The following is a 26,543-nucleotide window of genomic DNA, read 5'->3' as shown; positions in this document are numbered from 1 at the left end:
TATCGTTATATCAATATTATTGGTTGGAATGAACGTCTTGTTGTAGTGCTTTAAAACGTGCGACTTGCTCTGCAATCAGTTCGCGCTTTTCATCTCGGCCTAGATAAATTTTAAAAATGTTATCGCCTTGCTCACTAAAGAAACCAAAGTAATGACTTTCACGTCCCATAAAAGGCTTGCTGACTAAAGCAACGTGTTGGATGGATTCCAACTTTAAGTGGCCGTGTAACTCGCCCTCTTTACCCATCAAGTTATAATAGCCACGAGCCAACTTCCCTTTTGGAAAAGGTGCTTTCACTTCAAATATAGAGCCAAAAGAGTGGACAATCGTTGTGACCATTCCCCAATCCGCTAATGATTCCAACAGCGATTGAGCTTGAGCACCATCAACAATCGCAACCATCTCTTTAGGCAATGCCTGCACCACTTCAAATTCAGTCACATTCAACTCTTGCGCCATCGCTGTCGGCAATAAGGTCGGTTGTTGCTCTAATAAAGAGGCCACTTTCTGTTCAAGTAAATCCATATTCATTTCCAGTTCGTTCTTCGCTTTAAATCGCCTTACGCTGGCTCAGTACATCACATTAATCGCCACTAAAAACCCGATCTAGTAAGTAAAATTATGGCAAGGGTGAATTAATTCAGGTTGTTTATGATTGATTGTGGTTGATCGAAAACCCTGTGCTAACAAGGCATTTCTAACCCAGCTTTTAAATTCGTAAAATCATAATTTGATGCAAATGATAATGCAATTGATAATTGATCTTATTTTGATGTTGAGTAATAATCCCTTCATCAGAACGCTTTGTTGTTATATGGAGTACCACGTGAATTTCACTAGATATCTTGTCGCTGGCAGTCTATCTCTCGCGATTCACGCGGCGATCTTGTTCGTTGATGACGAATCAAAAGTGTTTGCCATGCCTGCGGGAAATCAATCCACCTCAGTGTCGATTAACTTTGTGGCTCAACCTCAAGCTCAGGTAGTACAAGAGCAAGCAACAAAAACCCCACCTCCAGAAAAGAGAGCCAACAAGCCCAAACCAGCAAAAAAAGAGCCGCAAAAAGTGGTGCAGAAAAAGAGCCTGTCAAAACCGGTAAAAGACAAACCGGCTCCTAAAATACCGACAAAATCAGCACAAGTGCAAACTCCTGTAAAGGAAGCTGTGACATCCTCTGTAGAGAATGAAAATAGCGCTGAATCGACACCGAAAACCGCCGCCGCCCCAAGCAGCAGCGGCGCAACTAATCAACCGAAATTAGTCGATGCGCCGTCTTTTGTTACTCGCCCAGCCCCTCCTGTTTATCCAAGGCTTGCACAAAAACGAGGAATTGAAGGGGTCGCTATGTATGAGGTGTGGTTAGACGAAAACGGCCGCCAAATCAAACAGGTTCTACTCTCTTCGTCGGGCGCGGCGCTGCTAGATGAATCGGCTCTTAATGCCATCAAACAATGGAAATTCTCTCCTCAAGTGGTGAACGGTGAAAAAATAGCCCACCGAGTGCAAATCCCAGTACGTTTTAAATTGGAAGGATAATGGAACTACTTACTCAACTAGAACAACAACTTGGCCTGATGGCCTGGCCTCTTTTTGTCTGCTCAGCACTTGCGACCATGATCATTACTGAACGGCTTTTCCAAGTACTGCTTAGCCTTGGTGTTGGAAAAGGTGCGATCGGTAGTGCGCTCAACCAAATATCACCGACCAATACAGCGCAAATTGAGGCGTTAGCCAGTGAATTTTCCAGCAAGCGCCCATTGCTTTATAAAGGGGTTGCCATGCTACTTGCTCATCACGATTTCTCTAAAGGATTACGTGAAGATGCGGCGGGCATTTGGTTGCAAGAAAAACGTCATCAACTGCATTCTGGACTGCGTATTTTATCTTTGATTGGTGTGATCAGCCCGCTGCTAGGCTTACTTGGCACTGTGTTAGGTTTGATTGAAATGTTCAAAGGGGTGGCGCTCTCTTCTGGCAATATTACGCCAAACGACCTTGCGGATGGCCTAGGCATTGCGATGCGAACCACGGCTGCAGGTTTGCTGATCGCACTTCCCGCAATTACCGGCGCTCAGCTGCTTGGCGTATGGGCTGACAGAGTGATGGCAAAACTTGAGCACACACTAAATTATGTCAACTTATGGCTCGAAGGTGTTTCTTTACAGCATGATTGCACCACCAAACAAGAGCGGGTAGCTAAGTATGAAGACGTCTCTGACAATGATGTGGTTAATGCATCATGATTAAGACACCGCACTCTCACTCATCCGCATTAATGCCAGATTTAACGCCATTGTTGGATATCATTTTTATTGTCATGGTGTTTTTACTGCTTACAGCCGCAGTTAAATTTGAGTCATTAGACGTTTCACTGCCAACAACCGACTCACCCACCGTGAGTGAAGTGAACAAGCAGTCAATCACAGTGAATCTTCTGGCGCACGAACCTTACTGGGCTATCGATGGCAAGCAGTATATCGATTGGAATAACTTCACATTGGCGTTGTTAGAACAAAGCAAAGCGAGTGATCGCCCCATCGTGATTGGCGCAGACAAAACCGCCGAAGTGCAGCAGTTGGTTAAATTGCTGGCGTTCTTGCAAGACAATGGCATCGCTGCCACTCAGTTATTAACCGACCATCCCCAATAGCCTATTCATACACGCTTTTAAAAACCGTATGATTTTCATGAGTACAACACGATGACACACAAATCTCTTTCTCATTGGCTTGTTGCCATAACGCTCTTCATCTTATCACCTTGGCTCTGCGCGCAAGAACGGATTATCAGTGCGGGCAGCGCGGTGACCGAAATCCTCGTTGCGTTAGGCGCACAAAATAAACTTGTTGCGGTCGATGTCACCAGTGAAATTCCAAACGATCTTGCTCTCCCAAAAATCGGTTATCATCGCCAATTATCCGCAGAAGGATTATTAGCCTTAGCACCAACACAATTGATTGGTTCTAGTGAAATGGGGCCAGAAAGCACATTGCAACAGCTTAAAGGCGCTGGCGTTAACGTCGAGGTGGTGAATGATGAATCCACACCACAGGGGTTGTTGGCACGCATTGACCAAATCGCGACGCTCGCTGATGCAAAGCCTCAAGCTAAAGCGCTCAAACAGCAAGTTCAAAGCACAATAGCGGCGTTAACCCACCATCAATCTACCCACAAGACTCCGAAAAAAGTGCTATTTCTTCTTATCCACGAAGGAAGAGCAGCCAACGTAGCGGGCAGTGACACCACGCCAAACAGCATTATTGAGTTGGCTGGCGCGGTTAACCCAGCCGCTGAACAAGTGACGTCTTATAAACCACTGTCGATGGAAGCGATAATTGAGATGCAACCGGACGTGATTTTAGTCAGTGGCCGCAGTTATGAAAAACTCGGAGGAGCAGACGCCATTTTGCAATCCATACCGACGTTAGTAGCAACTCCGGCTGGGATAAATAAGCAGATCATCACCATCGATGGCCACGCTCTCGTCGGCGGGTTAGGCCTTAAAAGCTTGGCTGAAGCGCAACGTCTAAACGCATTGCTCTATCCTTAAGGAGCTTATTTTGTTACGTCATCTCTCAAAAAATGTGGTGAATGCAACGCTGTTAGTTTTGGTAATCTTAGTGAGCCTCTATTCTGTCACCGTTGGTCCAATGAATATCAGCTTCAGTGACAGCATAAAAAGTCTCGTGCTGCACTCCAATGACATTGCCGCGCACATCAATTTAGTCATCCACGAGATACGCTTTCCGCGGACCCTGCTCTGCTTGTTGGTCGGCGCAATTTTGGCGCTGTGCGGAACGGTGATGCAAGGCTTGTTTCGTAATCCATTAGCTGAGCCTGGCATTATCGGTGTTTCGGCAGGTTCAGCCCTCGGAGCCGCACTTGCGATTGTGCTATTCGCCAATTTAGCGCTGTTTTCCAACCCGTGGATGAGCACTGCGGTGGTACCTATTTTTGCCTTTTTAGGCGGTGCATTGACTACCTTGTTGGTTTACCGATTAGGCACCAGTAAATTTGGTACTTCCGTCACCATCATGCTACTCGCAGGCGTCGCCATCAGCGCGCTATCGGGGGCGGGTATTGGCTATTTGAATTATGTTGCAGACGATCAAATGCTACGCGATCTCTCATTGTGGTCAATGGGATCACTGGCGGGTGCAAACTGGCAAAATATTCTCTTGTGCGCTGTGACCTTACTGCTGCTGCTCGTCTGTTTCTCTCGTCAAGCGATGGCGCTCAACGCATTATTACTTGGCGAGTCTGAAGCGCGTCATCTAGGCATTTCTGTGCAACGGCTTAAACGTTCAATGATTTTACTCAGCGCACTCGGCGTTGGAGTGACCGTCAGCGCGGTGGGTATGATTGGTTTTATCGGTTTAGTCATCCCTCATCTAGGCCGGATGCTGGTTGGCCCCGATCACCGTAGTTTGATCCCCATTTCAGCTTTACTTGGTGCACTCTTACTCACTGTCGCCGATATGTTTGCCCGTATAGCAGTGGCACCTGCGGAGCTGCCTGTCGGGATTGTGACTGCGCTGGTGGGTGCACCTTTCTTCCTTTATCTTCTGTTTCAACAAAAAGGCAAAGTATTTTGAGTACAACGGCAGCGATCCAAGCCAGTAATATATCGGTTACATTTGGCCATCGAACCATTTTGGATAAGATTGATATTGAGATTTTTTCAGGTCAAGTCACGGCGTTACTTGGCCCCAATGGTGCTGGAAAAAGTACCTTGCTGAAAATACTCAGCGGTGAAATCTCATCAACAGGCAAAATGGCTTACTTCGGTGTTCCGCAAGCGCTGTGGCAACCGAATGAGTTAGCAAAGCACTTGGCTATTCTTCCTCAGCAAAGTACGTTGAGCTTTCCTTTTATCGCTCAAGAAGTGGTGGAATTAGGCGCACTGCCATTAAATTTAAGCCACCAACAAGTCAGTGAAGTGGCACTACACTACATGCAACAAACCGATATCAGCGATAGAGCGAACAATCTCTACCCGGCTTTATCGGGTGGTGAAAAACAACGTTTACATCTGGCGCGGGTATTAACTCAACTTCACCACTCCGGTGACAAAAAAATCCTGATGCTGGATGAACCAACGTCAGCATTAGATCTGGCTCACCAGCACAATACACTGCGCATTGCACGTTCATTAGCACACCAAGAACAGTGCGCTGTTGTAGTCGTGCTGCACGATCTCAACCTTGCGGCTCAATATGCAGATCGCATGGTGATGCTGCACAATGGCAAACTGGTTTGTGATGCGCCACCTTGGGAAGCGCTCAATGCAGAAAGGATTGAGCAGGTATATGGCTACTCGTCGCTTGTCGCCGCACATCCAACCATGGATTTCCCAATGGTCTACCCCATCTAATATTGTCCTTAATAATTGTCCGTATTTGTGGGCGCGTCCCTTCGCTATAATGCGCCCCAATTCTTTATATCGTTTTTTAAAAGGTACCCCATGAGTCAGTACGTCGTCTGTGCACTCTATAAGTTTGTTGAACTCAATCACTACCAAGAGCTGCAAGCACCGCTTCTTGAACTAATGGAGGAAAACCAAATTCGTGGCACGCTATTATTAGCCAGTGAAGGAATTAACGGCACCGTGGCATCAACACGCAAAGGGATAGATGTGCTACTGGCTTGGCTTGATGCTGAACCGAACTTGAAAGGTACTGTTTACAAAGAATCACAAGCCTCAGAGCAGCCATTTAACCGTACCAAAGTGAAGCTAAAAAAAGAGATTGTCACTATGGGCGTTGAAGGTATTGACCCTCGTCACGTTGTGGGCACTTACGTGAAACCAGAAAACTGGAATGCGCTAATTTCAGACCCTGATGTGCTGGTTGTCGATACCCGTAATGATTATGAAATCCAAATCGGCACCTTCAAAAATGCGCTTAACCCACACACTGAAACCTTTCGTGAGTTTCCTGATTATGTGAAGAAGAACCTCGCACCAGAGAAACACAAAAAAGTAGCGATGTTTTGTACTGGCGGGATTCGCTGTGAAAAATCCACGGCTTATTTAAAAGAGCAAGGGTTCGATGAGGTGTACCATCTCGAAGGTGGCATTTTGAAATACTTAGAAGAAGTGCCGCAAGAAGAGAGCTTATGGCAAGGTGACTGCTATGTGTTTGATGGCAGAGTGGCTGTAGGGCACGCTTTAAAAGAGAGTCACTACGATGTATGTAACGCTTGCCGTTTGCCGATTACCGATGAAGACAAACAGAGCGAAGTCTACGAGCAAGGCGTCAGTTGCCCATCCTGCTTCGGTACTCACTCTGCGGAACAACTGGCCCGTTTCCGTGAGCGAGAAAAACAAGTTCAGCTCGCAAAACAGCGTGGAGAAGCACACATTGGCGGCGATACCGCATCACTGATCGAGCAAAAGCGTGCGCAAAAATTAGCACGTAAAGCTGAGCAGCGCGGCTCAAAACGCTAATATTTACCCCAATGCTTACTTCAAAGGATTCAACTCCTATTGGAATAGAAAAAGGCCGCAGCGTTAAAACTGCGGCCTTTTTTTTAAAAAAAATCACTGAATACCGTATTTCGCTAAAATGGCATCAAATGTTCCGTCAGCTTTAATCGTAGCTAACCCTTTGTTATACGCATCAATATATTTCTGCGCATTAGGGTTCGCTTTGCCTGAGGTAACATGTAAAGGATTTTTAGACAAAGATGCCGTGGTAAACTGAAAATCACTGCTATTTAAGCCCGCCTCTTTCATGGTCGATAACGCAACCAACTTATCTTCAAGGGTAAGATCAATTCGTTTGGCTTGCAGTTTCTTCAAGTTAGTCGTGAGATCATTAGCGTCTGGTTTGTTGAAATTAGTGGCGGATAAAAAGTCATCCCCATAACCATAGCCCCTAACGATGCCAACTTGTTTGCCACTCAAACTATTTAAACCTGAAAATTCGAAAGTATCGCCTGCTCTTTTAATAAAGCTCAGTTCATTTTCTAAATATGAGTCACTGTAAAGTAAATAAGCCGTTCTCTCCTGCGTATACCAAGTTGCGGGCAACAGATCAATTCTGCCTTTACTCACCTCATCTAATGCTCGTGACCAAGGCATGATTTGAAAATTGACGTCATAGCCCTGTGTTTTCATAGCCGCAACAGCGATTTCTACCGATAGCCCCGGCATGCTTTTATCCGGTGAAATGAACGGTGGCCATGGATCTTGCGCAGCCGTAATAGTAGCAGCAAAGCTACTCGGTAAGGCCATCATCATACTGAAAATAAAGATCAACAGACGCTTCATACTTTCTTCTCCTTGAAGGTGGAACTTATGTTTTGAACTTACGCATATGAGTTTTGATGTTTGAGCTCAGTTGAAGAACTTCTTTCGTTCTCTGAGCATTATCTTGACCACTACTCGACAGCTCATTAGTGGCCTCTGATGCTTCAACAATCGCCTGACTGACTTCATCAATGGCTTGTTTCTGCTCTTCTGTAGCATGCGAAATCTCGCCATTTCTTTCAGAAATTTCAGAGATAGTATTTTTCACCTGCTCAACAGAATGTTGTGACTCTGATACTCGCTTAGCGGTGCTTTCTAACAAATTAGAGATGCGAATAATTTCTTGCTCAACCGATTCTGTTGCACTGCTAAGTGAGCGAATATTGGTTTGGATCTGTTCGGTGGATTGGCTGGTTTTGGTCGAAAGGTTGCGCACTTCGTCAGCCACTACTGCAAAACCACGACCATGCTCACCTGCGCGTGCCGCTTCAATAGCAGCGTTCAGTGCCAGCAAGTTGGTTTGCTCGGAAATGTCATTAATCACCCCGACCACCGTTGATATTTTTCGCCCTTCATCAAGCAGCTTATGCATCTCCGCGTTTACCGAACCCATTTCGGAACGCATGTTTACAATCTCGGCGGCAGAGCGTTCTATTGAGTGGTAAACATTATCGACCAATTGAGAAGCCTCACTTGCTTGCCTTGCGGCGTCATTAGCGGTTTCAGCCACTGTTGCCACCGACTGACTCATCTGTGTGGAAGCGGCAGCGACGGTCGATAAACTGTGTTTTTGTTGATCAATTTGCTGCGCATTTCTCATGGCAACCTGACCACTCATCTCTGCAGTGTCTTTTAACTGCACAGAAGCATTCGTTACTTGTACAACTATCTCCCTTAGCGACTCCGTAAAATGATTAATACTGCGGATGATCTGCGAAAACTCTCTATATTTGGGTTCTGGAATGATGCGACTTAAATCCCCTTCACCGGTTGCAAGATCGGCCACTCGCTCTGTCAAATCGTTGAGCGGGCGAAGGACGGTTTTCGTTAACGCCAAAATTAGGAATACAATCATTACGCTATCTAAAATCAGCAACTCAATCAGGCTATATTGCAGACTTTGTAACAAGGTTTTTTCTAGCCTATCTGTGTTATAGAAAAGCTCTACCTGACCAACTTCATTTTCCTTTTCATACTCAACAAAGGTGAGCTTTTGCACCGAAGAGAGCATGGATTCGTATTGTTTCCCCTCATTGGGTTCCATCTCTTTCACATCTTGAGAGTCGGGTGATGTACTCAGGAAAAGAAGCGGTGTACCACCCGCATCTTTCACTCTAACCGCTTGTATGTCTGGGTTATTTAACTCTGCTGAAATAGTGAGTTTGGCGGCATGTAAATCAAAATCCCAAATTGCTTTAGGTAGGCTGTAGCTCAAACGCTCTTTTGCATTCAAGATTGATGTATCTAGGCTATGCTGCAACTCCGCTTTCTTTGACTGGTAATCAATGTAACTAGAAATGCCCAACACAATGGACACTGCCAGAACAACTTGGGTAACAAAGATCACTTTGACACTTTTCCACATACTTCATTTCGCCTTAATCAATGGTATGAGTTAAGCACTGTGCGTTGACTTCATCGCACCGCATGATAGCCATCTGACTCTTGTGTTTAATGAATAGGACGCAGACCAGAAGAGAGGTCAATATCATCTCTGCTATTGTCTGAACTCATACCGATCATATTGATCTCACTTATCTTTTACTTAAGGATAGACCAAGAAATAAAAAGGTTATTATTTTTTAAGCCGAAAGTTTACTTTCGGCTTAATTTAGAATTGAGTAGCGAATGAAGAAGCGCTGACGGGCTGGATAGGCGAGTATTTGGCCGTAACCAACGCATTTAATAGTGATACCCCTGTCGCCTCTTGTTCGGTAAACACTCTTGCACTCATCACTGCTTTTCCGCCGTTGATGAACACTTCTAATGAAGAATTATCCGCGAGAATCTGCAGCTCAACCTGTTCACACTCTAAGGCCAATTCACGAATCACATCACCTTGACGTATCAAAGTATGGGAACGATCAAAACGTAATACTTTTTGCTGGGCATCCAAACTCAGTTCAACGTATTGCTCACCTTTTTCAAACAAACGTAAGCTTGCCCCCCACGGCAAAGTGATACACATTTCAAAACTTTTGGTGTTGAGAATGGTGCATTTATCGCTTAACTCCAAACTTACCGGCTGGTTACATAACTGCTCTAGCTCCTTTATAGGCCTTTGAATAAGTTGACCATTCTCAACACTCAACTCTCGCAGTGCCGTAAGTTGATGCAGCCAGCCGTTGTCACAACTAGGATGATTAATTTCGTCAGGCAACCCCATCCATGCACACAAGACACGCCGCCCGTCTGCCGTCTGCATTGTTTGAGGAGCATAAAAATCAAAGCCGTGATCCAGTGGTTGCAGATGACAAAAGTGAGGATGATCATTTTCATCCCATAAGACTTTTGCAATACGATTTTGATGGACAACTGTGTGGTTCACGTTATCTGAAATAATCCCTTGAGGGCCAAAAACAAAATAACTTTGGCTCGCGATTTCAAACATATCGGGGCATTCCCACATGTAACCGAGCGGTGCGATTTCTTCACCAAATAGACCATCGAAATGCCACTCTTTAAGATCATGTGAATGATAAATAGCGAGCCGACCTTGCAATTGCGTTGTTTGCGCGCCCAATAACATGAGCCATTTGCCTCGGTGGCGCACTATTTTAGGGTCGCGAATGTGTTCCGTGACACCCGTTGGCAAATTACGGATCACTGGGCCACGTTTTTCAAAACGGAGACCATCTTGCGACACGGCTAAACATTGCGTTGTTTGACGCAATCGCTGGTCACCTAACCGAACATTGCCAGTATAGAAGAGCATCAACTCATCGTTGTGACTTAAAGCATGACCAGAAAAAACTCCGTGGCTGTCATACCAATCTGATGGAGTCAGTGCAATACCTTGCCATTGCCAGTGAATAAGATCAGTACTCGTCAGTTGTACCCAATATTTATCCTTGTGCTCACACCCATAAGGATACCACTGATAAAAAAGATGATATTTTCCTTGGTGATAAATGAAACCGTTTGGGTCATTGAGCAGCCCTTGCGGCGGAGAAATATGCCAAGTAGGACGAAATGGACAATCGTTTGGCGAGGAATAGGCGTACGCATTAAGCCGCAGCTGAGAATCAATCATTCGACCTAAACTGTTGATCAGTTCATCGGCATATTCATTGATGTTATCTTGTTGAATCAAAAATGAAAGCTGCCATTCACCGAGCACTTCTCGCAAGCGCATATGACTCGGCAAAACATTGACTAAAGCTGGATCTCGCAGCGCAATAACGATTTCGCCTCTTGGTGCGAGTACTCGCTGAATATTGGCTGGGCCGCCAACTAATCTCACCATCTCTTCAAATGACATTTTTTCTACTGGCACTGTTTCTAATGACATGACTTACACTCAATTTTTGGGAACGATTGCAAAATATAAAAAAATAAGCCTGCTTGCAAGCATTGGTGAAATATTGCCCTCAATTATGCGGGCTTCCCCTCAGCAAATACCTTCAGCCTTAGCCGGTTTCACGTTCGATATTTTGGAATGTTAACACGACTTTACTCATCTCCTGCCCACGACCAGCAATACGTTCAAGCAACATCTTGGCTGCATTTTCACCTGCTTTATCAAAGGCATAGTTGAATGTTGATAAGCTTGGGTTACTGACAAATGCGAGCTCATCATTGCCAACTCCTAATACTTTTATTTGCGATCCAACCTGAACTCCAGACTCTTGCAGTGCTTTCACCGCTCCAACCGCAATTCTATCGGTTGCGCAAAAAAGACCATCTAATTGTGGGTATTGCGTGATTAATGTTTTAGCTTGTAAGTAACCAGATTCAATCGAAAAATCACCACGCACATGAAACAACAGGGTTAAATTGTTGATACCCAGTGCTTGCTCTAACCCTTGAGAACGCAAGCAATCCACCGCTACATCATCGCTCTGAACACCAATAAACCCAATGTGTTGACAACCTTTTGCTATCAACCGTTTACCCGCTTCGAATCCAACGCGAAGATCATCATGAACAATACTCGGGATATCGTGCAGTGAGCCATCTTGCCCAACCAATACCACCGGGACATTAGATTGTTGGATTGCTTTCACTAATGGCATATCAAGGTGTGTGGCGTAAAGTACAATGCCTTCGACCCTCTTTTGATTAAATATTTGAATATATTCCAATTCTTTAGCGTGATCTTGATGAGTATTGGCAAGCAACACGTGTTTGCCCGCTTGTTCAAATATGGCACTTAAACCATCAACGCCTTGTGCTGTCGCATGCGAAGAGACTCGCGGAACGATGACTCCAATTAAATTGGTTTTTTGTGATTTGAGATCTTTAGCGACTTGGTTGACCATATAGCCGCATTCGGAAATTGCCTTTAACACTTTGATTTTTGTAGACTCTTTAACACCATACTCATCATTTACAACGCGTGAAACCGTCGATTTAGAAACTCCGGCCAGCTTAGCGACATCGTGCAAACTCGACATACATAACCTTACTCATTCTGTTTTGGGATTGTTTGCAAAACTCAGCGCGGCAAACGATCGAATAGTGTGATTCTAACGCTGTTTGTAGAATTATCGATCTCTCTTTTACTGATCTAATTCACAGAATCAATGGTTGGCTTTTGACTACTTTGAATTATTCATCAAAAATGCATTCTGCAAACGTTCCCAAAAATACTTATTTTAATTTTATCCACCATGCTTATCTTAAAGAGATCAAGTCATCTGGATACCAAACAACAACCGGGGTGGGTTATGAACTATCCAGTCATAGCAAAACAATTATTAGAGCAATTAGGTGGCAGAGAAAATATCCAAGCCCTTGCTCACTGTGCAACACGTTTAAGATTAGCGCTAAAAGATGACGCATTGGTTGATGAACAAGCCATTGATTCACTTGAAGGTGTCAAAGGACAATTCAAAGTCGCTGGCCAATATCAAATTATTTTTGGCTCCGGTATCGTGAACCAAGTTTATGCGGAAATGGCCAAGTTGACCGGCCTTGCTGAAATGTCAACCAATGATGTTGCAAGCGCGGGTGCACAAAAGCAGAACCTAGTGCAGCGCGCCGTTAAAGGGTTGTCGGACATTTTTGTCCCTATTATCCCGGCCATCGTTGCTGGCGGTTTATTGATGGGGTTATTTAATGTACTGACAGCCACTGGGCTTTTTATCGAAGGGCAGTCACTGATTGATGCCAACCCGGGCTTGGCTGATCTTGCCAGCATGATCAACACCTTCGCTAACGCCCCTTTTGTTTATCTTCCTGTTTTGTTAGCATTTTCTGCTTCTAAAAAATTTGGCGGCAACCCATTCCTTGGCGCTGCATTAGGTATGTTGATGGTTCACCCAGACCTGCTTAATGGTTGGGGATTTGGCGGCGCGTCTGTCGCAGGCACCATCCCTACTTGGAATATTTTTGGTTTTGAGATCCAGAAAGTCGGCTATCAGGGCTCTGTCTTACCCGTTTTAGTCTCCGCCTTTATTCTTGCAAAAATCGAAAATGGCCTGCGCAAAATTATCCCTTCTGTACTGGATAATTTACTGACGCCTATGCTCTCGATTTTCATTGCAGGCTTTTTAACCTTCACACTGGTAGGCCCGATTACTCGCGATATCGGCTTTCTATTGGGTGATGGGCTGAACTGGCTATACGATTCTGCTGGCTTCATTGGTGGTGCACTGTTTGGCTTTATCTACGCGCCGTTTGTGATTACTGGCATGCACCACAGCTTTATTGCTATCGAAACACAACTATTGGCTGACATCGCCATTACTGGCGGTACGTTTATTTTTCCTATTGCGGCCATGTCAAACGTCGCACAAGGTGCAGCAGCTTTAGCGGTTGGTATGAACACCAAAGATATCAAATTAAAAGGCATTGCGATTCCATCAGGTGTGACCGCCCTTCTGGGCATTACCGAACCCGCTATGTTCGGTGTAAACCTGAAACTTCGCTACCCATTTATTGCTGCGATCATCGGTTCAGCTTGTGCCAGTGCATTCATTACCTTGTTTAATGTCAAAGCACAAGCGTTAGGCGCGGCTGGGCTTCCAGGAGTGATTTCTATTAACCCAGAGAAAATCAGCTACTACATGATTGGTATGCTGATTTCTTTTGTCATTGCCTTTACCTTAACACTTGTTTTGGGTGCCAAAGAGCGCGCAAAGCTTGATAAACAAGCAACAGCGTAACCCCCAAGGCTGTTATGCTCCTAAGCCCGCTCGATGTGAGTGGGCTTATTTCTTCAGCGAATAACACGGATATTGGAAGAAAAAATGAATCGAGTTTGGGTGACAGGCGACGCGGTCGTCGACTTAATTCCTGATGGTGAAGCACACTATCTCAAATGTCCGGGCGGTGCTCCGGCGAATGTGGCTGTTGCCATCGCAAGATTGGGGGGTAATAGCGCCTTTTTTGGCCGTGTGGGTAATGACCCTATGGGGCGCTTTATGCAATCCACATTAACCGAAGAGAAAGTGGACACCCGATATTTGCAGTTGGATGAGCAGCAAAGAACATCAACCGTCGTGGTCGATTTAGACTCGCACGGCGAACGCAGTTTTACCTTTATGGTGAAACCGAGCGCGGATCAATTTGTCCAATGTTCAGACATTCCCACCTTTTTAGCGGGCGAATGGCTGCATTGTTGCTCCATTGCACTGGCCAGTGAACCGAGTCGCAGCACTACCATTGAAGCGATTAAACGCATCAAAACCAACGGGGGATTTGTCAGTTTTGATCCCAATCTACGAGAAGAGGTTTGGCCTAACCCCGAAGAGATGATCCCAGTGGTGATGAGCGTAGTGGCAATGGCGGATGTGGTTAAGTTTTCCGATGACGAACTGCTCTTGCTCACGCAGCGCCCTAGCCTTGAGCAGGGATTAATCTCAGTGAAAGAATTGAACATTCCGCTGATTGTCATTACTCAAGGCGCAAAAGGAGCGCTGGTGATCACAGCAGAGATGCAAACAATGATTACGGGAAAAGCCGTAAAACCTATCGATACAACAGGTGCCGGAGATGCTTTTGTCGGTGGATTACTTTGCCAGTTGTCATTACATAAAGAGTGGTTTACTAAGGGTACTATCATAAACGCAGTGCAATGGGCTAATGGCTGCGGAGCATTAGCCACCACCCAAAAAGGGGCAATGACAGCGCTACCAGATAAACACATGCTTGATCAATGGATTGGCTAAAATGATGGCTTGTACTTACAAAGACGTAAGTCGTGTTGAAGTTCAAGCAAACTGCGAAATAAACGGATGATTTTCAGAGGATATTTGCTACGCTTACTGCATGATTAAACAAATAGCACTCGGACCAGATGCAGACATTTATAAAATATGAACGATGTAGACGGTGGATAGTTAGCTTACTATTTTGCTTACTGCCCATCGTTGTAGCTAGCCCAATTATCGCTTGGCAGACACGAGCTGATTTGAATCATCACATGCAAAACGTTTTGGTAAAAGGTACGGATTACATTAATCTACTGCTAAGAAATGCTCATGTTGCCAATGAACGTGCAGCGCCCTATCTCAATATGGATTGCCTAGATGCTATTCATTATTTACGCGAGCTAGTGGCGACAACTCCCGATATCCGGACCATCAATTTAGCCAAACAAAATACGATTTATTGCAATTCGTTAAACGGTCAAATAAACGATCACTACCAAATCGACAGCTATGTCAGTGGTGAGCTCTATTTAATGGCTGGTAATCGACTCACACCTCTCCGGCCTGTGTTAGCTTTTCACAGAACTTACGAACAGGGTATGGTGATCACTGGAGTTAGTTCCTATTACCTAACTAACATGCTTATTTTACTAGATGGCTATGGCAAATTTTATTTTCACGTTGGCAAAAATCATCTCGACGAGACCGGCGTTGTAACTTCCGAACCGTTATTTCCCACAATCATTAATACTTCAGAACGCTACCCTTATTCACTATCGACCCTATTAACTATTGATGACTACTGGCTTTATTTTAAAAACACCAAACAAACCAGTGCGATGTTAGCTCTCTTAATGGGAATCGGTTTAGGCGGATTTGTTTTTTGGAAACTCGGCCAAGCTTCGTCAATGCAAGGAGAAGTAAAACGCGCTATTCAATCCAACGAATTCGTTCCGTATGTACAACCGATTGTTGATGGTAGTGGTCAGCTCTGCCATATCGAAGTGCTTGCCCGTTGGCAACATCCTGTTCATGGATTAGTGAGGCCCGATCTTTTTATTCCCTTAGCGGAGGAATCTGGGCTAATCATTCCTATTACGACTCAGTTAATGTCCCAAGTAGAGCATGAACTTTCATTACATCAGTCACAATTTCCAGAGCATTTCAGTATTGGATTTAATATTTCAGCCAAGCACTGCGTAGCTTCCAATTTGTTTGATGATTGCAAACATTTCATTGAAACCTTCAACAATCGTAAACATATTTTAACGCTAGAGCTCACTGAGAGAGAGTTGGTTATTGATAGTGATGAAGCAAAAAAGCTCTTCCAGTCATTGGATAAAATAGGTGTGTTGCTAGCAATTGATGATTTTGGTACGGGTCATTCTAGTTTGAACTATTTGCAAGAGTTCAAGTTTGACATTTTAAAAATCGACAGAAGCTTTATTACCATGATCGGTAGTGATGCGATCTCTAGCCATATTGTTGAAAACTTAGTCGATTTGGCTAAGCGACTTGGGTTAAAAACCATCGCCGAAGGTGTGGAAACCCAAGATCAAATTGATTTTTTGAACGAAAGAGAAATTGACTATTTACAAGGCTATTTCTTTTATAAACCTATGCCGCTCAGTGAGTTTATCACTCTGCTTAAAACCACCTAGATCAATCTCTGGCATTCCAATACGATGATAACTAGAACTTCAGTGGTTATTTCTTATGACGAGAGGCCAACTGAGCACGGTAGCGAGCTAAATGAAAACGCTTGCGAACAGGTTGTTGAACAGAAAGTTGTTTTAACACTTTATTAAGCTGTTTCGTGTGATGTGCACTATTATGCTCTGCTGATTGCCCATCTTCTTCAATGAAAAATGAGGCGACACTCGCGGTCAATAAACCGAAAAGTGTAATACCCGTCAACATCAGAAACACGGCAACACCACGCCCAAATGGAGTGATTGGATACATATCGCCGTAACCAACAGTAGTAATCGTGGTCATTGCCCACCAAATCGCATCAGAAAAATCATTGATTGGGCTATCCGTGCCTTTTTCGACCAAATAGACAAAAGCCGCGGAAAGAAGCACTGTCGATAAGCTGGTTAGCCCAATAAAGCTGAGCGTTTTTTGTCTCAGTACCGCCTTTGTTTGACGCCATGCTCTTGGCAAGATCAGTAAAATGCGTAAAAAACGGAGCGGACGTAGGAATGGCATGGCCACAATCAACACGTCAGGCCAATTCTTAATCATATAACGGATAGGATTGGGGCTCAGCAACACTTTAATAAGTAATTCTGTTGCAAACAATGCCCAAATAATCCAAAGCAGATGCTCCAGAAAATCAAGCTCTTCGGGTTGTAAAGGTGCAATATCTGGTAGTAAAGCGACGATCACATACACTACCGATAATAGCAGCATCGGAATTTCAGTTTTATGTTCGATCGCAGACAGTAGTTGTAAACGTGTTTTTAATTTCATGATTCAAATACCTTTTTCCGTTTACCTTAACGCCAAAAGTACCAAGTGAACAGTACAACCATCCCTTTCGGTTACCCAATTAGCACCCAATTCAAAATGGAAATCACTATAAACTAGGTGGTTGAGATGTAAAGAATTGTGACCTTAACAAAGCTTAAAATAACCGTCTTGAGCGTTATTCTAAGCTCTCCACACCCAATATCTCACTCACAAAAATCTCAAAAACACCATAGGAGTCAAGTTTCAATTGTGATACGATGCACAACTTTATGGATATCTCTCTATTTTCATATGGACGTGACCCGATACCCAAGCCACTTAGGATGCTGTCGATGACCAGTAAGTGAGGCCGAAAAAACATCAATAAAATGGTGGAATTGGCGTCAATGAACGTGATCAATACAGCAATACTGCAAGTGGGACAGGTATAACTCCGTTGTTTTACTCCGAGGTCACTTATTACCATGTCTTTTTTAAAAGATTTAGCCATTCGCAAAAAAATTGCGCTTGCCTTTACTATTATCGCGTTAGTCAACATCGCCTTCGGTTATTACCTATATCGTTCATTGAACGAAATACAAGATGACCTACTCAATCTAACGGATGACACACTCCCATCAATGATGATGGTCAATAACGTCAAATACAATATGGCTTCTGTGCGACGTGCTCAAATCAGTTTGCTTTCCGCAACCGATCAAGCCGAAATTACGGAGGATATTCGTTGGATGCAGGAACACTATCAAGCAATTGATAGTGCACTAGCCACCTATGAGCGTGCGGTTTGGACCGATCACGAGCGTTCGATTTTTATGCCAGTTAAAAACCTCTGGCGTGACTACTTGACTGCGCTTGGCTCTTTTAATGACGATATCCTCAATCAAAATATCGTAAAAGCTCAAGGGGATATCTCAGCCTCTTTGGTTACATTTGAACGCCTAGAGAGTGCGATTGACGATCTTCTCAATTTAAACCAAACCTTTGTTGCCAAAAATCGCTCTGAACTGATGACGCTTATTCAAGCTATCACCTCATTTTCCACAGGCAGCATCGTTGCGCTGATAGCGTTTATGGTGTTCATTACACTATTACTTTCTCGCTTAATCTGCCAGCCACTACAGTTGGTTGTACAGCAAGCGAACGCCATTGCTGGAGGTAATTTAAGCCATCGATTAGCACGTCAGCATATTGGGCAAGATGAGCTAGGTGAATTGGCCGATGCGTGTTCAAGTATGCAAGAGAATTTACGCTCAATGGTGGAAGAGATCATCGCCGGAGCGACTCAACTATCTCATGCTGTCGATGAAGTTAGCGCCGTCTCTGAACAGACATCACAGGGCATGCAAGAGCAACAGGTCGAGGTGATGCACATTGCTACGGCCATGACGCAAATGAAATCAACGGTTGCAGAAGTGGCACGAAGCACAGAAGTCGCTTCTGACGCCGCTCGTGAAAGTAACCAACAATCCATCCTTGGATCAAAACAGATGGATTCCGTCGCTAATGCTATCTCTCTTGTGACTCAAGAAATTGATCAAGCAGAACAACGCGTATTAGAACTTGAGCAGCAAGCACAGCAAATTAACGTTGTCGTTGACGTGATAAGCAACATCGCCGACCAAACCAATTTGCTTGCACTTAACGCAGCAATTGAAGCGGCGCGTGCTGGTGAACAAGGGCGTGGTTTTGCGGTTGTGGCTGATGAAGTCCGTGCTTTAGCTGGCAAAACTCAACAATCGACGGGCGACATCGTCAATATTATCCAAAGCCTACAAACATGTGCACTGCGTGCTCGTGAAGCGACGTCACAAAGCAGTGTACTTATGGGACAATGTGTGGAGCAAAGTGGCCAAACTCAAATCGCGATTGACCACATTAGTAATCAAAGCGCGCATATTGCTGATATGACCATTCAAATCGCCAGTGCGTGCGGAGAGCAAGATTCGGTTAGCGAAGAGCTCAGCCGCAATATCGAACGCATTAGTGAATCAGCCAAGCAAGTTGCACAAGGTTCTTCCAGCGCCGCTCAAGCGTGCGTCGAACTTAGCCAGTTAGCGGCGATGTTGCAAAATACCGTGAGTCGTTTTCAGGTATAACCCTCGCATTGTTAGTTAAAAATAACCATGCTCTCATGTTTGAGTGGTCAGTAAGCCTTGCTTCGGCTTACAACGCAAAAAGGGTCGCATTTGATGCGACCCTTTCCTCCTCAACAAACGGTTAAAACTGAGCAGTTAGCTTGATATACACTTCATCTTTGCCTAATTTACTGTCTAATCCATGAGCGTAACCAATCCGTACTGGTAACGTGCCGCCATAAAGTACGATGGTATCGATCTGCATTTCAGCACCAATCCCCGTCAGGGCTTGGTAGTTTTGGTTATCGTTCCAGCTTGATCCTGAGTCGACAAATACAGAACCTGAAATATCCCCCAAGCCAATTGGCCACAAATTCCAGTTTCGTTCAGCGCGATACAATAAGCGACTTAGTTCAACACTTTGTGTCGCGTAAGCTTGCCCTACTTGAGCCGCAGAGCTGTAGCCACGCAACGCTATCTGTTGGCGACCATAGAGCTGCGCGCTGTCGCCTTCGTAACTGCCTAGCTCAAACGCTTTAGCTTTTGAATCTGCATAACCTGCCGCAAGGTGAGTGGTAAGATTGAAGCTCCCCGGGAGGTCCCAATGTGCTTGCCACTGCGCCTGCCATTTTTGTCCAGAGTAATCACCGCCAACATTGGACTCCCATACCAAATCAGCGTAATGACCCCACGCATAACCAGGAACATTCAATAAGCCTTCACGGTTATCCCATTGCAGCGCAGTCCCTGCTAGCCACTCATCACTGGCTTGTGTATAGCGCGTACCTTGAGGCGCTTTGATCAATGACTCTTTCTGCCAATAAGTTCCGATACCAAACGTTAAGTTATCATCGAGGCCATGCCATAAATAATTACGTTGTAACGTCAAGTCATCTTGACGGACAATGCGATCGTCTTTATTGGTCAATGGGTTTAACTTAAACTCATGCTCTCGGCTGAGCGTCGCTTGCCAACGGTTGTCATATTGATATCCCAATTGGTACGTCGCCAACGCATTTTTTGTATCCCAAGCAGCTTGGATTTCATATTGATGTCGCCCTAACACATCTGAGCCACTGGTCGAGAAACCAAGTAACGATTGGTTATCATCCCCTTGCCAAACGGGAACCCAATAACGTGGCGTTAAAGTCGACAACGGTGAGTAGTCGGTAGTGTCACTTTTTTCGACCTGAGATATCGGCGTCGAAGCAACGGATGTCACCTTGGCAAAGGAAGACAACGGAGCCTCATTGAAAGCCGTCACCGCCGGAATGTGGCGCAAATGGTAACCATCATGCTCATAAGCTTGGTAGATAAGCCCTTGCGATTGATTCCATTGCGGAGAAAAAGCACCACCAATTTCATTGGTTAACTGCTCCAACTGCAAACTGGCCAAGTCCATTCGGTAGATCTGATAACGCCCCGTGTAATCGGCGCTGAACAGCAACTCACCCTCTTGGGTAAAACTCAATTGATGCTCGGTTGCTGATGTTTCAGTGACAGCCAACCAGCGCTGCTCTTTGGCGACAAAACGCATGATATTCCAAGCGCTAGACGGCTGCTTCACGGAAGCATAAATGTCGCCTGTCGGAGACAGCGCCATATCACCGATAACCCAACCATATGTGCCTTGCCATAGGCGGGTTTGCTGCCCATCCAGCGTCACCTGCCATAACTCAGGCAACCCTTGTTCATGACGGGTAGCGAAAACACTTTGCCCATCTCGGCTCCAACGTACTTGGGTAAAGCGCTGTTGCTCGGTTAAACGCTGCCACTGCCCATCAACGTAGCGATAAAGATCATTCAACACTCGTCCATCAAGATAACTATTCACTTGTGACACGACGATACCTTGCTGGGGATGAACATCGAGGCTAGTTAAGCTTTTTGTAGTCAATAAACGCTGCCATTGATTTTGCTTACTATCCCACATCGCTAAATTTGCTCGATCAACCCCATCACGACGCCAAGCCAGTAATTGCTCTGATCCACCATTGGCTAATAGATATTCAAACGGCTGGCTATCGAGAGATTGAGCCTCTGAAGGCTGTTCCTTACTTTGCACAATTTGATCTGAAAACTGCGTGATTAGATCGGCACGGAACTCTTGCCAAAGCGCAAAAAAGTCTTTACCAAAAGCACGTTGAGCGCTTCGGTTTAAGAAAACGCCCGGAATTAGGTAGCCACTATAATCGCTTAAAAAATGTTGGAGTGCGTCTTCGCCATACGTTTTGGCTAAATAATCAATAAAATACGCGCCGTAGAGGTAATTACTGCCAAGCGGTAAACGTTTGTTCGCTACCACGATTTGGTTGAGATCAGCTAGTTGTCCGCTCGCCACTTCCATGCGCATTTGCATCGCAAAATGGCTATTGTGCAAACGTCCATAACCTTGTTCATTTTGGCTTTCCATGTAAACCGCTAACCCTTCTAACAGCATCGAGGGTGTCATTGCATGCGGGAAAAGCAGTGTGTGACGGCCAAAAATACGCCGAGCTCCGGTGACCGCACGCTCATTTAATTCCATATGAACAATGTGAGTGTACTCATGGCGGATAAGCATGTGCAACCATTCATCATTGCCTTCCAATCCATTGATATCGCTGGGGGGATTTAAGATCAAGCGAATTTGAGCATAAGGCAGCGGCGTTGCCCAACCGTTGGAATAGTCGTAGTCATCCACCAGCGTTAGGTGCGTTTTTTCAGCTGGCATCTTTGAAAATTGACTGGCAAGGTCTTGATGCACTTTCTCGGCAATATCTAACGAACGCGCCGCGTACTGGGCCAATTCACTGCGAAAGTGCACGATAAAATGTTGCGATTGTTGAGTCTGCCATTGCTGACCAGCTTGATCCCAAGCGACTGACTCAGCCAATACTGTTGGTGTATGCATACCCAAACAAACCATCAAACCCATAATGGGTGAGAGTACAAATTTTGCTGACATCGTTACAACAACCCTTTTCAATAATTAAGTGCGGCGATTGTACGTTGAATGAGAAAAGGATTGGGTATCGAAATGTATGGCTTTGTCAGGATAAGGCCTGACTATCATTTGCTCCCCCATTTAAGGAGATGGCACTTAACATTGCTAAGCAATCTATCTTATATCGCACTCTATTTGACTGATCGGAACGCTCGATTGACCAAAACAGACATAAGCGGTAATTGGTTGATTTACCTTAATTTTCACGTAGCCAGCTTTTACATCATCCTCTCGAAATCGAACCATATTGGACGTTGCTTCTGAACCATCGACATAAATCGCCGTGAAATCATCATTCATCCAAGCAACCACTTTGTCGTAACTCTGTTTGGTCTTAAACACGATCTCGGCGCAGCGAATAGGCGGATTGTCACGAACGCTGTACCCGTCAGAATGTTCAACCGCTTCAGAGCCATTGCTCACATCGTGTAACTGGCTGGAAATCACATCACACTGACTGTCAGCCGCATGGACATTAAATGCAATAAGCATAGGAATCACGTAATAGCTTGGCTTCATCTTCATCATAAACATTACTGACATCATAGGTATTTGTAAAAAATAATAGCTTTACCCTATTCAAAACCACCCAAAAATAACATCACTTAAAAGTAAACGTGGGTTAAATATCACTGAACACTGCAGTGATGCCGTTCTAAATAGAACATTTGTTGTTTTTTTATGTGTATTAATTGGTTCTGGCTATGCGGTACAAACCTAGAATCTAACAGGCTTATCATTGCATCACACCACATCGTTCAATTTACCTTAACCAATAGGTAAGAAAATCAAGATTGACCAAACATCCTCGTAAATCATATCTTTCACCTACACCTTGACGAGAATCAAAAAGCTTGCACTTTTATCGCAAGTCTCTTTTCGCCCTAGGTATCCACATATCATAAAAAAGACAATCAAAAGGTAGTCAGCATGAAACAACCACTCAAGGCGCTGGTGCTCGCAATCAGTTTGTCGTGCGGTGCCATCGGTGCTTACGCAAACTCGTTAGAACCGCTCGACAAAGAGTTCACTTTACAAGTTTTAGGATCGGGAGGGCCAATTTCAGATGATCTGCGCTCTTCTTCAGCGGAAGTAATTTGGTGGAAAGGCAAATCTAAAATCATGATTGATGCTGGCGGCGGCGCGTATCTGCGCTTTGGCCAATCCGGCTCTAAACTGGAAGATTTGGATTTTCTAGGCATTACCCATTTTCACACCGACCACGTTGCAGACTTGCCCGCGCTGCTCAAAGGCGGCTACTTCTTTAAGCGAGAAGACCCGCTAGATATTGCAGGCCCGCAAGCGGGATCGGCCTTCCCTAGCCTATCAGGCTATATGGACGCACTCTTTAATAGCAAAGATGGCGCTTACGCTTATTTAAATGGTTTGTATGATGGCAGCGATGGTTTGTTCCCAGTCACCATCACTGATGTTTCTTACAAAACCACGACACCAACTAAAGTGTATCAACAAGACGGTTTAACCATTTACGCACTCGGTATTCCTCATGGGGACGTGCCATGTTTGGCTTATCGTATTGAAAGTGATCAGGGCGTTATTGTTATTTCTGCCGATCAAAACGGCAGTAACCCAGCATTTCTCGATTTTGCTCAAGGCGCTGACATTTTAGTCATGCCGATGGCTGTTCATGAGTCAGCCGATGAAGTTTCCGCATTTATGCACGCTAAACCTTCAGTGATTGGCGAAATTGCAGCCAAAATCAATCCTAAACTGCTCGTGCTCAACCACTGGATGGGAGTCGGCCTTAAACATAAATCAGAGTCCACCAAGATCATCAAACAGTTTTATCACGGCGAAGTTATTGCCGCCCGTGATCTCTCAAGCTACCCAATGAGTTCCGTGAAGGAGATAACCCATGAATTGTAAAATTGTTTTGTCTATTGCGATGACTTCGGCCATTGCTCTTCATCCTGCAATGAGCGTTGCAGAAACGTCAACGGAAGCACCAGTGAGTGCGCAACCCACCTCTCAAAATGGTGGCAAATGCGCGGCTGGTAAATGTGGTACTGAAAAACGCTTTGAGAAACAGGATTTAAAAAGCGATCCGCAAGGACGTTTAGTACGCGCCAGAGATGGTAAATGCGGCTTAACCGCAGAGGGAATCGCACCTTCCGCTGAAACCATTACTCTAACCAACAGCAAAATCACTGGTGGTGTATGCGGGCAATAGATCGCACTTCAAAAGGCATCGGCTTGCGTAGCGAACACATCGATTTGCTATGCCAGTTGCCTGACCATCCCGACATCGATTTCCTTGAGCTTGCTCCGGAGAACTGGATGAACATGGGCGGACTTAAACGCGAGCAGTTACAGCAGATAGCAAAGCACTATCCTCTGCTTGCACATGGGCTGAGTTTGTCGATTGGCGATTGTCAGCCACTGAACAAAGCGTTTGTGAAAAAGGTAGCGGCATTTTTAGATGAATTTAACATCGACATTTACAGTGAGCATTTGAGCTTTTCGCGTGATGCCCAAGGGTACTTGTATGAACTGCTGCCTATCCCGCGCTATAAAGAGAGCATTGCTTACTTGGTCGATCGCATTCACTGCGTTCAAGATCTTGTGCAACGCCCTTTGGTGCTGGAAAACATCTCCTACTACCACAGTTACGGCAAGGAGATCCCCGAAGGCGAATTTATTGCTGAGATAGTTGAGCGCAGCGGCTGCCAGCTGCTGATTGATATCAATAATGTGTATGTGAATAGCCGTAACCACAATTACTGCCCGTTTGACATGCTGGCCACTTTACCGAGCGAAGCGATCGGCTATTACCACATCGCAGGTCACTTAAAAGAGCGCGAAGATTTCTTGCTCGATACCCATGGCAAACCAGTACAACAAGAGGTGATTGACTTGGCTCGTTATGCTTACGCTCAACAAGGTAGCCGTCCTTTGCTGCTTGAACGTGATCATCATGTGCCTCCTCTGGTGGTTTTGACTGAAGAGTTGCGCACTATCCATCACGATATTATGCAACCAGCGCCATCATTAGTTATCGATGTGGAGCGTAGCCATGCTTAAACCACCAATGAACATGAGTATGTCAATGCACGCACTGACCTGCGTGATCCGCTCTCCTGTCGCGCAAGGCGAACCGCCCTGCCGTTATCGAGAGTTCATTCGAGCGAATATCTACTCTGTCATTAAGCACACTTTTCCTCTGTTTTACGCTCAACTTAACGAGGAAACACTCTACATTTTGACGGACGAATGGCTGGTAATACATGGCGCTATGGAGCCTGAGTTCCATCAGATTGCGACTGAATTTGTTCAGTTTATCCAACAGCAAAATAACCATAACGCCAGTGTTAACCTCAGTGCTGAGCAAATCGCACTGCTTGAATATGAATGGATCGTTTTCAACGCTGAAATGGATAGCGCTCATGTGCCGAATCTCAAAGTATGGTGGGATGATGTTGAAGCTCAACCGGAGGCGTTTTGCATACAGCTTAACCCAACGTTAAAACTGGTCGAAGTGCCTTTTCTTGTCCATCCAGAATCGGTCACTTTTTTGATTCAAGAACAGAAAACGGTCTGTTATGGGGTATTTCGTCATGCATCGCATCAGGTGGTATCACAAAAACTCAGAGAAGTGGATATCGCCCTAATTCAGATGATTCAAAACGCCCCAGCGCAGTCACTAACGCAACTAGAACAACAGATAGCTCAACACCTATCCAACTTCCATTTTTTGGCGTGGGTTCAAACGTTTCAGCAACAAGGACTCATCAGCCTGTATTTATTAGGAGAAACTCTATGATTCACTCAGCCCTCAATTGGTACGATGGCGTGATCGAAAAATTTAAAAAATTCGATTTTATAGTACTACTTGCGATTCGACTTTTTCTCGTGCCGGTGATTTTTGTCGGTGCTCATTCCAAAGTGGTTGGTTTCGCTGGAACCGTTGCTTGGTTTGGCGCCTCAACCGCCGATGGTGGTTTAAATCTACCTTTTCCAGAACTGCTGGCATTTTTAGCTGCCGCGACAGAAGTTCTCGGCTGTATATGCATCGCACTTGGTCTTTTTACTCGCATTATGGCTATCCCTATGATTCTCATGATGAGTGTGGCGAGCGCAATGGTGCACTGGAAACATGGCTGGGACGCGATTGCCACCAGCAGTATGGAAGCGACGGTGCGCTTAAACGGTTTTATTGAATGGTTGGCGGTCAATTTTCCGGGCCGCTACAACTACATCACAGAACTTGGCGACCCTGTGATGCTCAATAACGGGATGGAATTTGCGGCTACTTACTTTGTGATGCTGATGGTTCTTTTCATCTACGGTGGTGGCCGCTACGTCAGCCTCGACTACTGGCTAAAAAAACCATTCACTCGCACGCCTCAAACTGCTTAACACCTAATGATGCCTACTAACTTGAAGTTGCCGCCCGCAGCTTCAAGTGGCAGGTGTTAT

At 45.0% G+C, this 26,543-nt stretch carries 24 protein-coding genes; 16 read left to right on the top strand and 8 right to left on the bottom strand.

Annotated elements, in window-relative coordinates:
* Positions 1-16: 16 nt before the first annotated feature.
* On the bottom strand, positions 17-526 hold the full coding sequence (hutX, locus tag AACV12_RS11825; RefSeq protein ID WP_029189810.1) for a heme utilization cystosolic carrier protein HutX: 510 nt from the start codon (positions 524-526) through the stop codon (positions 17-19).
* Between the two features lie 301 nt (positions 527-827).
* On the opposite strand from hutX, the gene AACV12_RS11820 reads away from it, so the two are divergent.
* From AACV12_RS11820 to trhO, 7 genes are all read left to right on the top strand, one after another.
* On the top strand, positions 828-1,538 hold the full coding sequence (locus AACV12_RS11820) for an energy transducer TonB (protein WP_026028299.1): 711 nt from the start codon (positions 828-830) through the stop codon (positions 1,536-1,538).
* Positions 1,538-2,245, top strand: a complete 708-nt coding sequence (locus tag AACV12_RS11815; RefSeq protein WP_013856734.1) for a MotA/TolQ/ExbB proton channel family protein — start codon at positions 1,538-1,540, stop codon at positions 2,243-2,245. Before AACV12_RS11820 ends, AACV12_RS11815 begins: the two co-directional genes overlap by 1 nt.
* A complete protein-coding gene (locus tag AACV12_RS11810; RefSeq protein ID WP_013856733.1) occupies positions 2,242-2,652 on the top strand; it encodes an ExbD/TolR family protein in 411 nt (136 codons plus the stop codon). The genes AACV12_RS11815 and AACV12_RS11810 overlap by 4 nt, the downstream gene beginning before the upstream one ends.
* Positions 2,653-2,703: 51 nt before the next feature.
* Positions 2,704-3,552, top strand: a complete 849-nt coding sequence (locus AACV12_RS11805) for a heme/hemin ABC transporter substrate-binding protein (protein WP_019280954.1) — start codon at positions 2,704-2,706, stop codon at positions 3,550-3,552.
* 100 nt (positions 3,553-3,652) lie between these two features.
* Positions 3,653-4,597, top strand: coding sequence for a FecCD family ABC transporter permease (locus tag AACV12_RS11800; RefSeq protein ID WP_232472984.1), 945 nt, complete (start codon positions 3,653-3,655; stop codon positions 4,595-4,597).
* A complete protein-coding gene (locus tag AACV12_RS11795; protein WP_013856730.1) occupies positions 4,594-5,376 on the top strand; it encodes a heme ABC transporter ATP-binding protein in 783 nt (260 codons plus the stop codon). Before AACV12_RS11800 ends, AACV12_RS11795 begins: the two co-directional genes overlap by 4 nt.
* A gap of 90 nt (positions 5,377-5,466) precedes the next feature.
* Positions 5,467-6,450, top strand: a complete 984-nt coding sequence (trhO, locus tag AACV12_RS11790) for an oxygen-dependent tRNA uridine(34) hydroxylase TrhO (protein ID WP_026027546.1) — start codon at positions 5,467-5,469, stop codon at positions 6,448-6,450.
* Between the two features lie 93 nt (positions 6,451-6,543).
* Here trhO and AACV12_RS11785 read toward each other — a convergent pair whose 3' ends face one another.
* The 4 genes from AACV12_RS11785 to AACV12_RS11770 all read right to left on the bottom strand — a co-directional run bounded on the left by AACV12_RS11785 (position 6,544) and on the right by AACV12_RS11770 (position 11,870).
* Positions 6,544-7,275, bottom strand: a complete 732-nt coding sequence (locus tag AACV12_RS11785; protein ID WP_094148120.1) for a transporter substrate-binding domain-containing protein — start codon at positions 7,273-7,275, stop codon at positions 6,544-6,546.
* Positions 7,276-7,300: 25 nt separating this feature from the next.
* Positions 7,301-8,839 carry a methyl-accepting chemotaxis protein gene (locus tag AACV12_RS11780; RefSeq protein WP_013856727.1) on the bottom strand — a complete coding sequence of 513 codons (1,539 nt, stop codon included), beginning with the start codon at positions 8,837-8,839 and terminating at the stop codon, positions 7,301-7,303.
* A 246-nt stretch (positions 8,840-9,085) separates the two neighbouring features.
* Entirely contained in the window at positions 9,086-10,765 is a 1,680-nt protein-coding gene (locus tag AACV12_RS11775; RefSeq protein ID WP_170900373.1) for a glycoside hydrolase family 32 protein, read from the bottom strand.
* A 118-nt stretch (positions 10,766-10,883) separates the two neighbouring features.
* On the bottom strand, positions 10,884-11,870 hold the full coding sequence (locus AACV12_RS11770; protein WP_010319758.1) for a LacI family DNA-binding transcriptional regulator: 987 nt from the start codon (positions 11,868-11,870) through the stop codon (positions 10,884-10,886).
* 273 nt (positions 11,871-12,143) lie between these two features.
* On the opposite strand from AACV12_RS11770, the gene AACV12_RS11765 reads away from it, so the two are divergent.
* The 3 genes from AACV12_RS11765 (at position 12,144) to AACV12_RS11755 (ending at position 16,231) form a co-directional block, all read left to right on the top strand.
* Complete coding sequence (locus tag AACV12_RS11765) at positions 12,144-13,583, top strand: sucrose-specific PTS transporter subunit IIBC (protein ID WP_026028729.1); 1,440 nt, start codon at positions 12,144-12,146, stop codon at positions 13,581-13,583.
* Between the two features lie 84 nt (positions 13,584-13,667).
* Positions 13,668-14,588 (top strand): aminoimidazole riboside kinase, encoded by a 921-nt coding sequence (locus AACV12_RS11760; protein WP_019280953.1) that lies wholly within the window; start codon positions 13,668-13,670, stop codon positions 14,586-14,588.
* Between the two features lie 254 nt (positions 14,589-14,842).
* The gene (locus tag AACV12_RS11755) at positions 14,843-16,231 is read left to right on the top strand and encodes an EAL domain-containing protein (RefSeq protein ID WP_228376473.1); all 1,389 of its coding nucleotides are present in this window, start codon (positions 14,843-14,845) and stop codon (positions 16,229-16,231) included.
* 46 nt (positions 16,232-16,277) lie between these two features.
* Here the strand turns inward: AACV12_RS11755 and AACV12_RS11750 are convergent, their stop codons facing one another.
* Complete coding sequence (locus AACV12_RS11750; protein ID WP_013856721.1) at positions 16,278-17,045, bottom strand: potassium channel family protein; 768 nt, start codon at positions 17,043-17,045, stop codon at positions 16,278-16,280.
* Positions 17,046-17,509: 464 nt separating this feature from the next.
* On the opposite strand from AACV12_RS11750, the gene AACV12_RS11745 reads away from it, so the two are divergent.
* Positions 17,510-19,141, top strand: a complete 1,632-nt coding sequence (locus AACV12_RS11745; RefSeq protein WP_013856720.1) for a methyl-accepting chemotaxis protein — start codon at positions 17,510-17,512, stop codon at positions 19,139-19,141.
* A 121-nt stretch (positions 19,142-19,262) separates the two neighbouring features.
* Here AACV12_RS11745 and AACV12_RS11740 read toward each other — a convergent pair whose 3' ends face one another.
* A complete protein-coding gene (locus AACV12_RS11740; protein ID WP_170900372.1) occupies positions 19,263-22,067 on the bottom strand; it encodes a BamA/TamA family outer membrane protein in 2,805 nt (934 codons plus the stop codon).
* A gap of 153 nt (positions 22,068-22,220) precedes the next feature.
* On the bottom strand, positions 22,221-22,640 hold the full coding sequence (locus AACV12_RS11735; RefSeq protein WP_170900371.1) for a hypothetical protein: 420 nt from the start codon (positions 22,638-22,640) through the stop codon (positions 22,221-22,223).
* A 396-nt stretch (positions 22,641-23,036) separates the two neighbouring features.
* On the opposite strand from AACV12_RS11735, the gene AACV12_RS11730 reads away from it, so the two are divergent.
* The 5 genes from AACV12_RS11730 to AACV12_RS11710 are packed head-to-tail and all read left to right on the top strand — an operon-like array spanning position 23,037 to position 26,483.
* Positions 23,037-23,993 carry an MBL fold metallo-hydrolase gene (locus tag AACV12_RS11730; RefSeq protein ID WP_094147388.1) on the top strand — a complete coding sequence of 319 codons (957 nt, stop codon included), beginning with the start codon at positions 23,037-23,039 and terminating at the stop codon, positions 23,991-23,993.
* Entirely contained in the window at positions 23,983-24,297 is a 315-nt protein-coding gene (locus AACV12_RS11725; RefSeq protein WP_013856716.1) for a hypothetical protein, read from the top strand. Before AACV12_RS11730 ends, AACV12_RS11725 begins: the two co-directional genes overlap by 11 nt.
* Complete coding sequence (locus tag AACV12_RS11720) at positions 24,285-25,148, top strand: DUF692 domain-containing protein (protein ID WP_013856715.1); 864 nt, start codon at positions 24,285-24,287, stop codon at positions 25,146-25,148. The genes AACV12_RS11725 and AACV12_RS11720 overlap by 13 nt, the downstream gene beginning before the upstream one ends.
* Positions 25,141-25,887, top strand: coding sequence for an HvfC family peptide modification chaperone (locus AACV12_RS11715; protein WP_013856714.1), 747 nt, complete (start codon positions 25,141-25,143; stop codon positions 25,885-25,887). Before AACV12_RS11720 ends, AACV12_RS11715 begins: the two co-directional genes overlap by 8 nt.
* A complete protein-coding gene (locus AACV12_RS11710; protein WP_017044810.1) occupies positions 25,884-26,483 on the top strand; it encodes an HvfX family Cu-binding RiPP maturation protein in 600 nt (199 codons plus the stop codon). Before AACV12_RS11715 ends, AACV12_RS11710 begins: the two co-directional genes overlap by 4 nt.
* Positions 26,484-26,543 lie beyond the last annotated feature (60 nt).

It is taken from the genome of Vibrio sp. 2-2(8), from assembly GCF_963888495.1.
Taxonomy (GTDB): Bacteria; Pseudomonadota; Gammaproteobacteria; order Enterobacterales; family Vibrionaceae; genus Vibrio; species Vibrio anguillarum.
This window is presented reverse-complemented; position numbering and strand designations above follow the sequence as displayed.

Coding starts and splice junctions, on each gene's coding strand:
- AACV12_RS11815 (WP_013856734.1), top strand. CDS start 1,538: ATGGAACTACTTACTCAACTAGAACAACAACTTGGCCTGATGGCCTGG.
- AACV12_RS11800 (WP_232472984.1), top strand. CDS start 3,653: ATGAATATCAGCTTCAGTGACAGCATAAAAAGTCTCGTGCTGCACTCC.
- AACV12_RS11765 (WP_026028729.1), top strand. CDS start 12,144: ATGAACTATCCAGTCATAGCAAAACAATTATTAGAGCAATTAGGTGGC.
- AACV12_RS11750 (WP_013856721.1), bottom strand. CDS start 17,045: ATGAAATTAAAAACACGTTTACAACTACTGTCTGCGATCGAACATAAA.
- AACV12_RS11740 (WP_170900372.1), bottom strand. CDS start 22,067: ATGTCAGCAAAATTTGTACTCTCACCCATTATGGGTTTGATGGTTTGT.
- AACV12_RS11770 (WP_010319758.1), bottom strand. CDS start 11,870: ATGTCGAGTTTGCACGATGTCGCTAAGCTGGCCGGAGTTTCTAAATCG.
- AACV12_RS11720 (WP_013856715.1), top strand. CDS start 24,285: ATGCGGGCAATAGATCGCACTTCAAAAGGCATCGGCTTGCGTAGCGAA.
- hutX (WP_029189810.1), bottom strand. CDS start 526: ATGGATTTACTTGAACAGAAAGTGGCCTCTTTATTAGAGCAACAACCG.
- AACV12_RS11785 (WP_094148120.1), bottom strand. CDS start 7,275: ATGAAGCGTCTGTTGATCTTTATTTTCAGTATGATGATGGCCTTACCG.
- AACV12_RS11775 (WP_170900373.1), bottom strand. CDS start 10,765: ATGTCATTAGAAACAGTGCCAGTAGAAAAAATGTCATTTGAAGAGATG.
- AACV12_RS11780 (WP_013856727.1), bottom strand. CDS start 8,839: ATGTGGAAAAGTGTCAAAGTGATCTTTGTTACCCAAGTTGTTCTGGCA.
- AACV12_RS11725 (WP_013856716.1), top strand. CDS start 23,983: ATGAATTGTAAAATTGTTTTGTCTATTGCGATGACTTCGGCCATTGCT.
- AACV12_RS11745 (WP_013856720.1), top strand. CDS start 17,510: ATGTCTTTTTTAAAAGATTTAGCCATTCGCAAAAAAATTGCGCTTGCC.
- AACV12_RS11755 (WP_228376473.1), top strand. CDS start 14,843: ATGCAAAACGTTTTGGTAAAAGGTACGGATTACATTAATCTACTGCTA.
- AACV12_RS11735 (WP_170900371.1), bottom strand. CDS start 22,640: ATGTTTATGATGAAGATGAAGCCAAGCTATTACGTGATTCCTATGCTT.
- AACV12_RS11730 (WP_094147388.1), top strand. CDS start 23,037: ATGAAACAACCACTCAAGGCGCTGGTGCTCGCAATCAGTTTGTCGTGC.
- AACV12_RS11810 (WP_013856733.1), top strand. CDS start 2,242: ATGATTAAGACACCGCACTCTCACTCATCCGCATTAATGCCAGATTTA.
- AACV12_RS11715 (WP_013856714.1), top strand. CDS start 25,141: ATGCTTAAACCACCAATGAACATGAGTATGTCAATGCACGCACTGACC.
- trhO (WP_026027546.1), top strand. CDS start 5,467: ATGAGTCAGTACGTCGTCTGTGCACTCTATAAGTTTGTTGAACTCAAT.
- AACV12_RS11760 (WP_019280953.1), top strand. CDS start 13,668: ATGAATCGAGTTTGGGTGACAGGCGACGCGGTCGTCGACTTAATTCCT.
- AACV12_RS11805 (WP_019280954.1), top strand. CDS start 2,704: ATGACACACAAATCTCTTTCTCATTGGCTTGTTGCCATAACGCTCTTC.
- AACV12_RS11710 (WP_017044810.1), top strand. CDS start 25,884: ATGATTCACTCAGCCCTCAATTGGTACGATGGCGTGATCGAAAAATTT.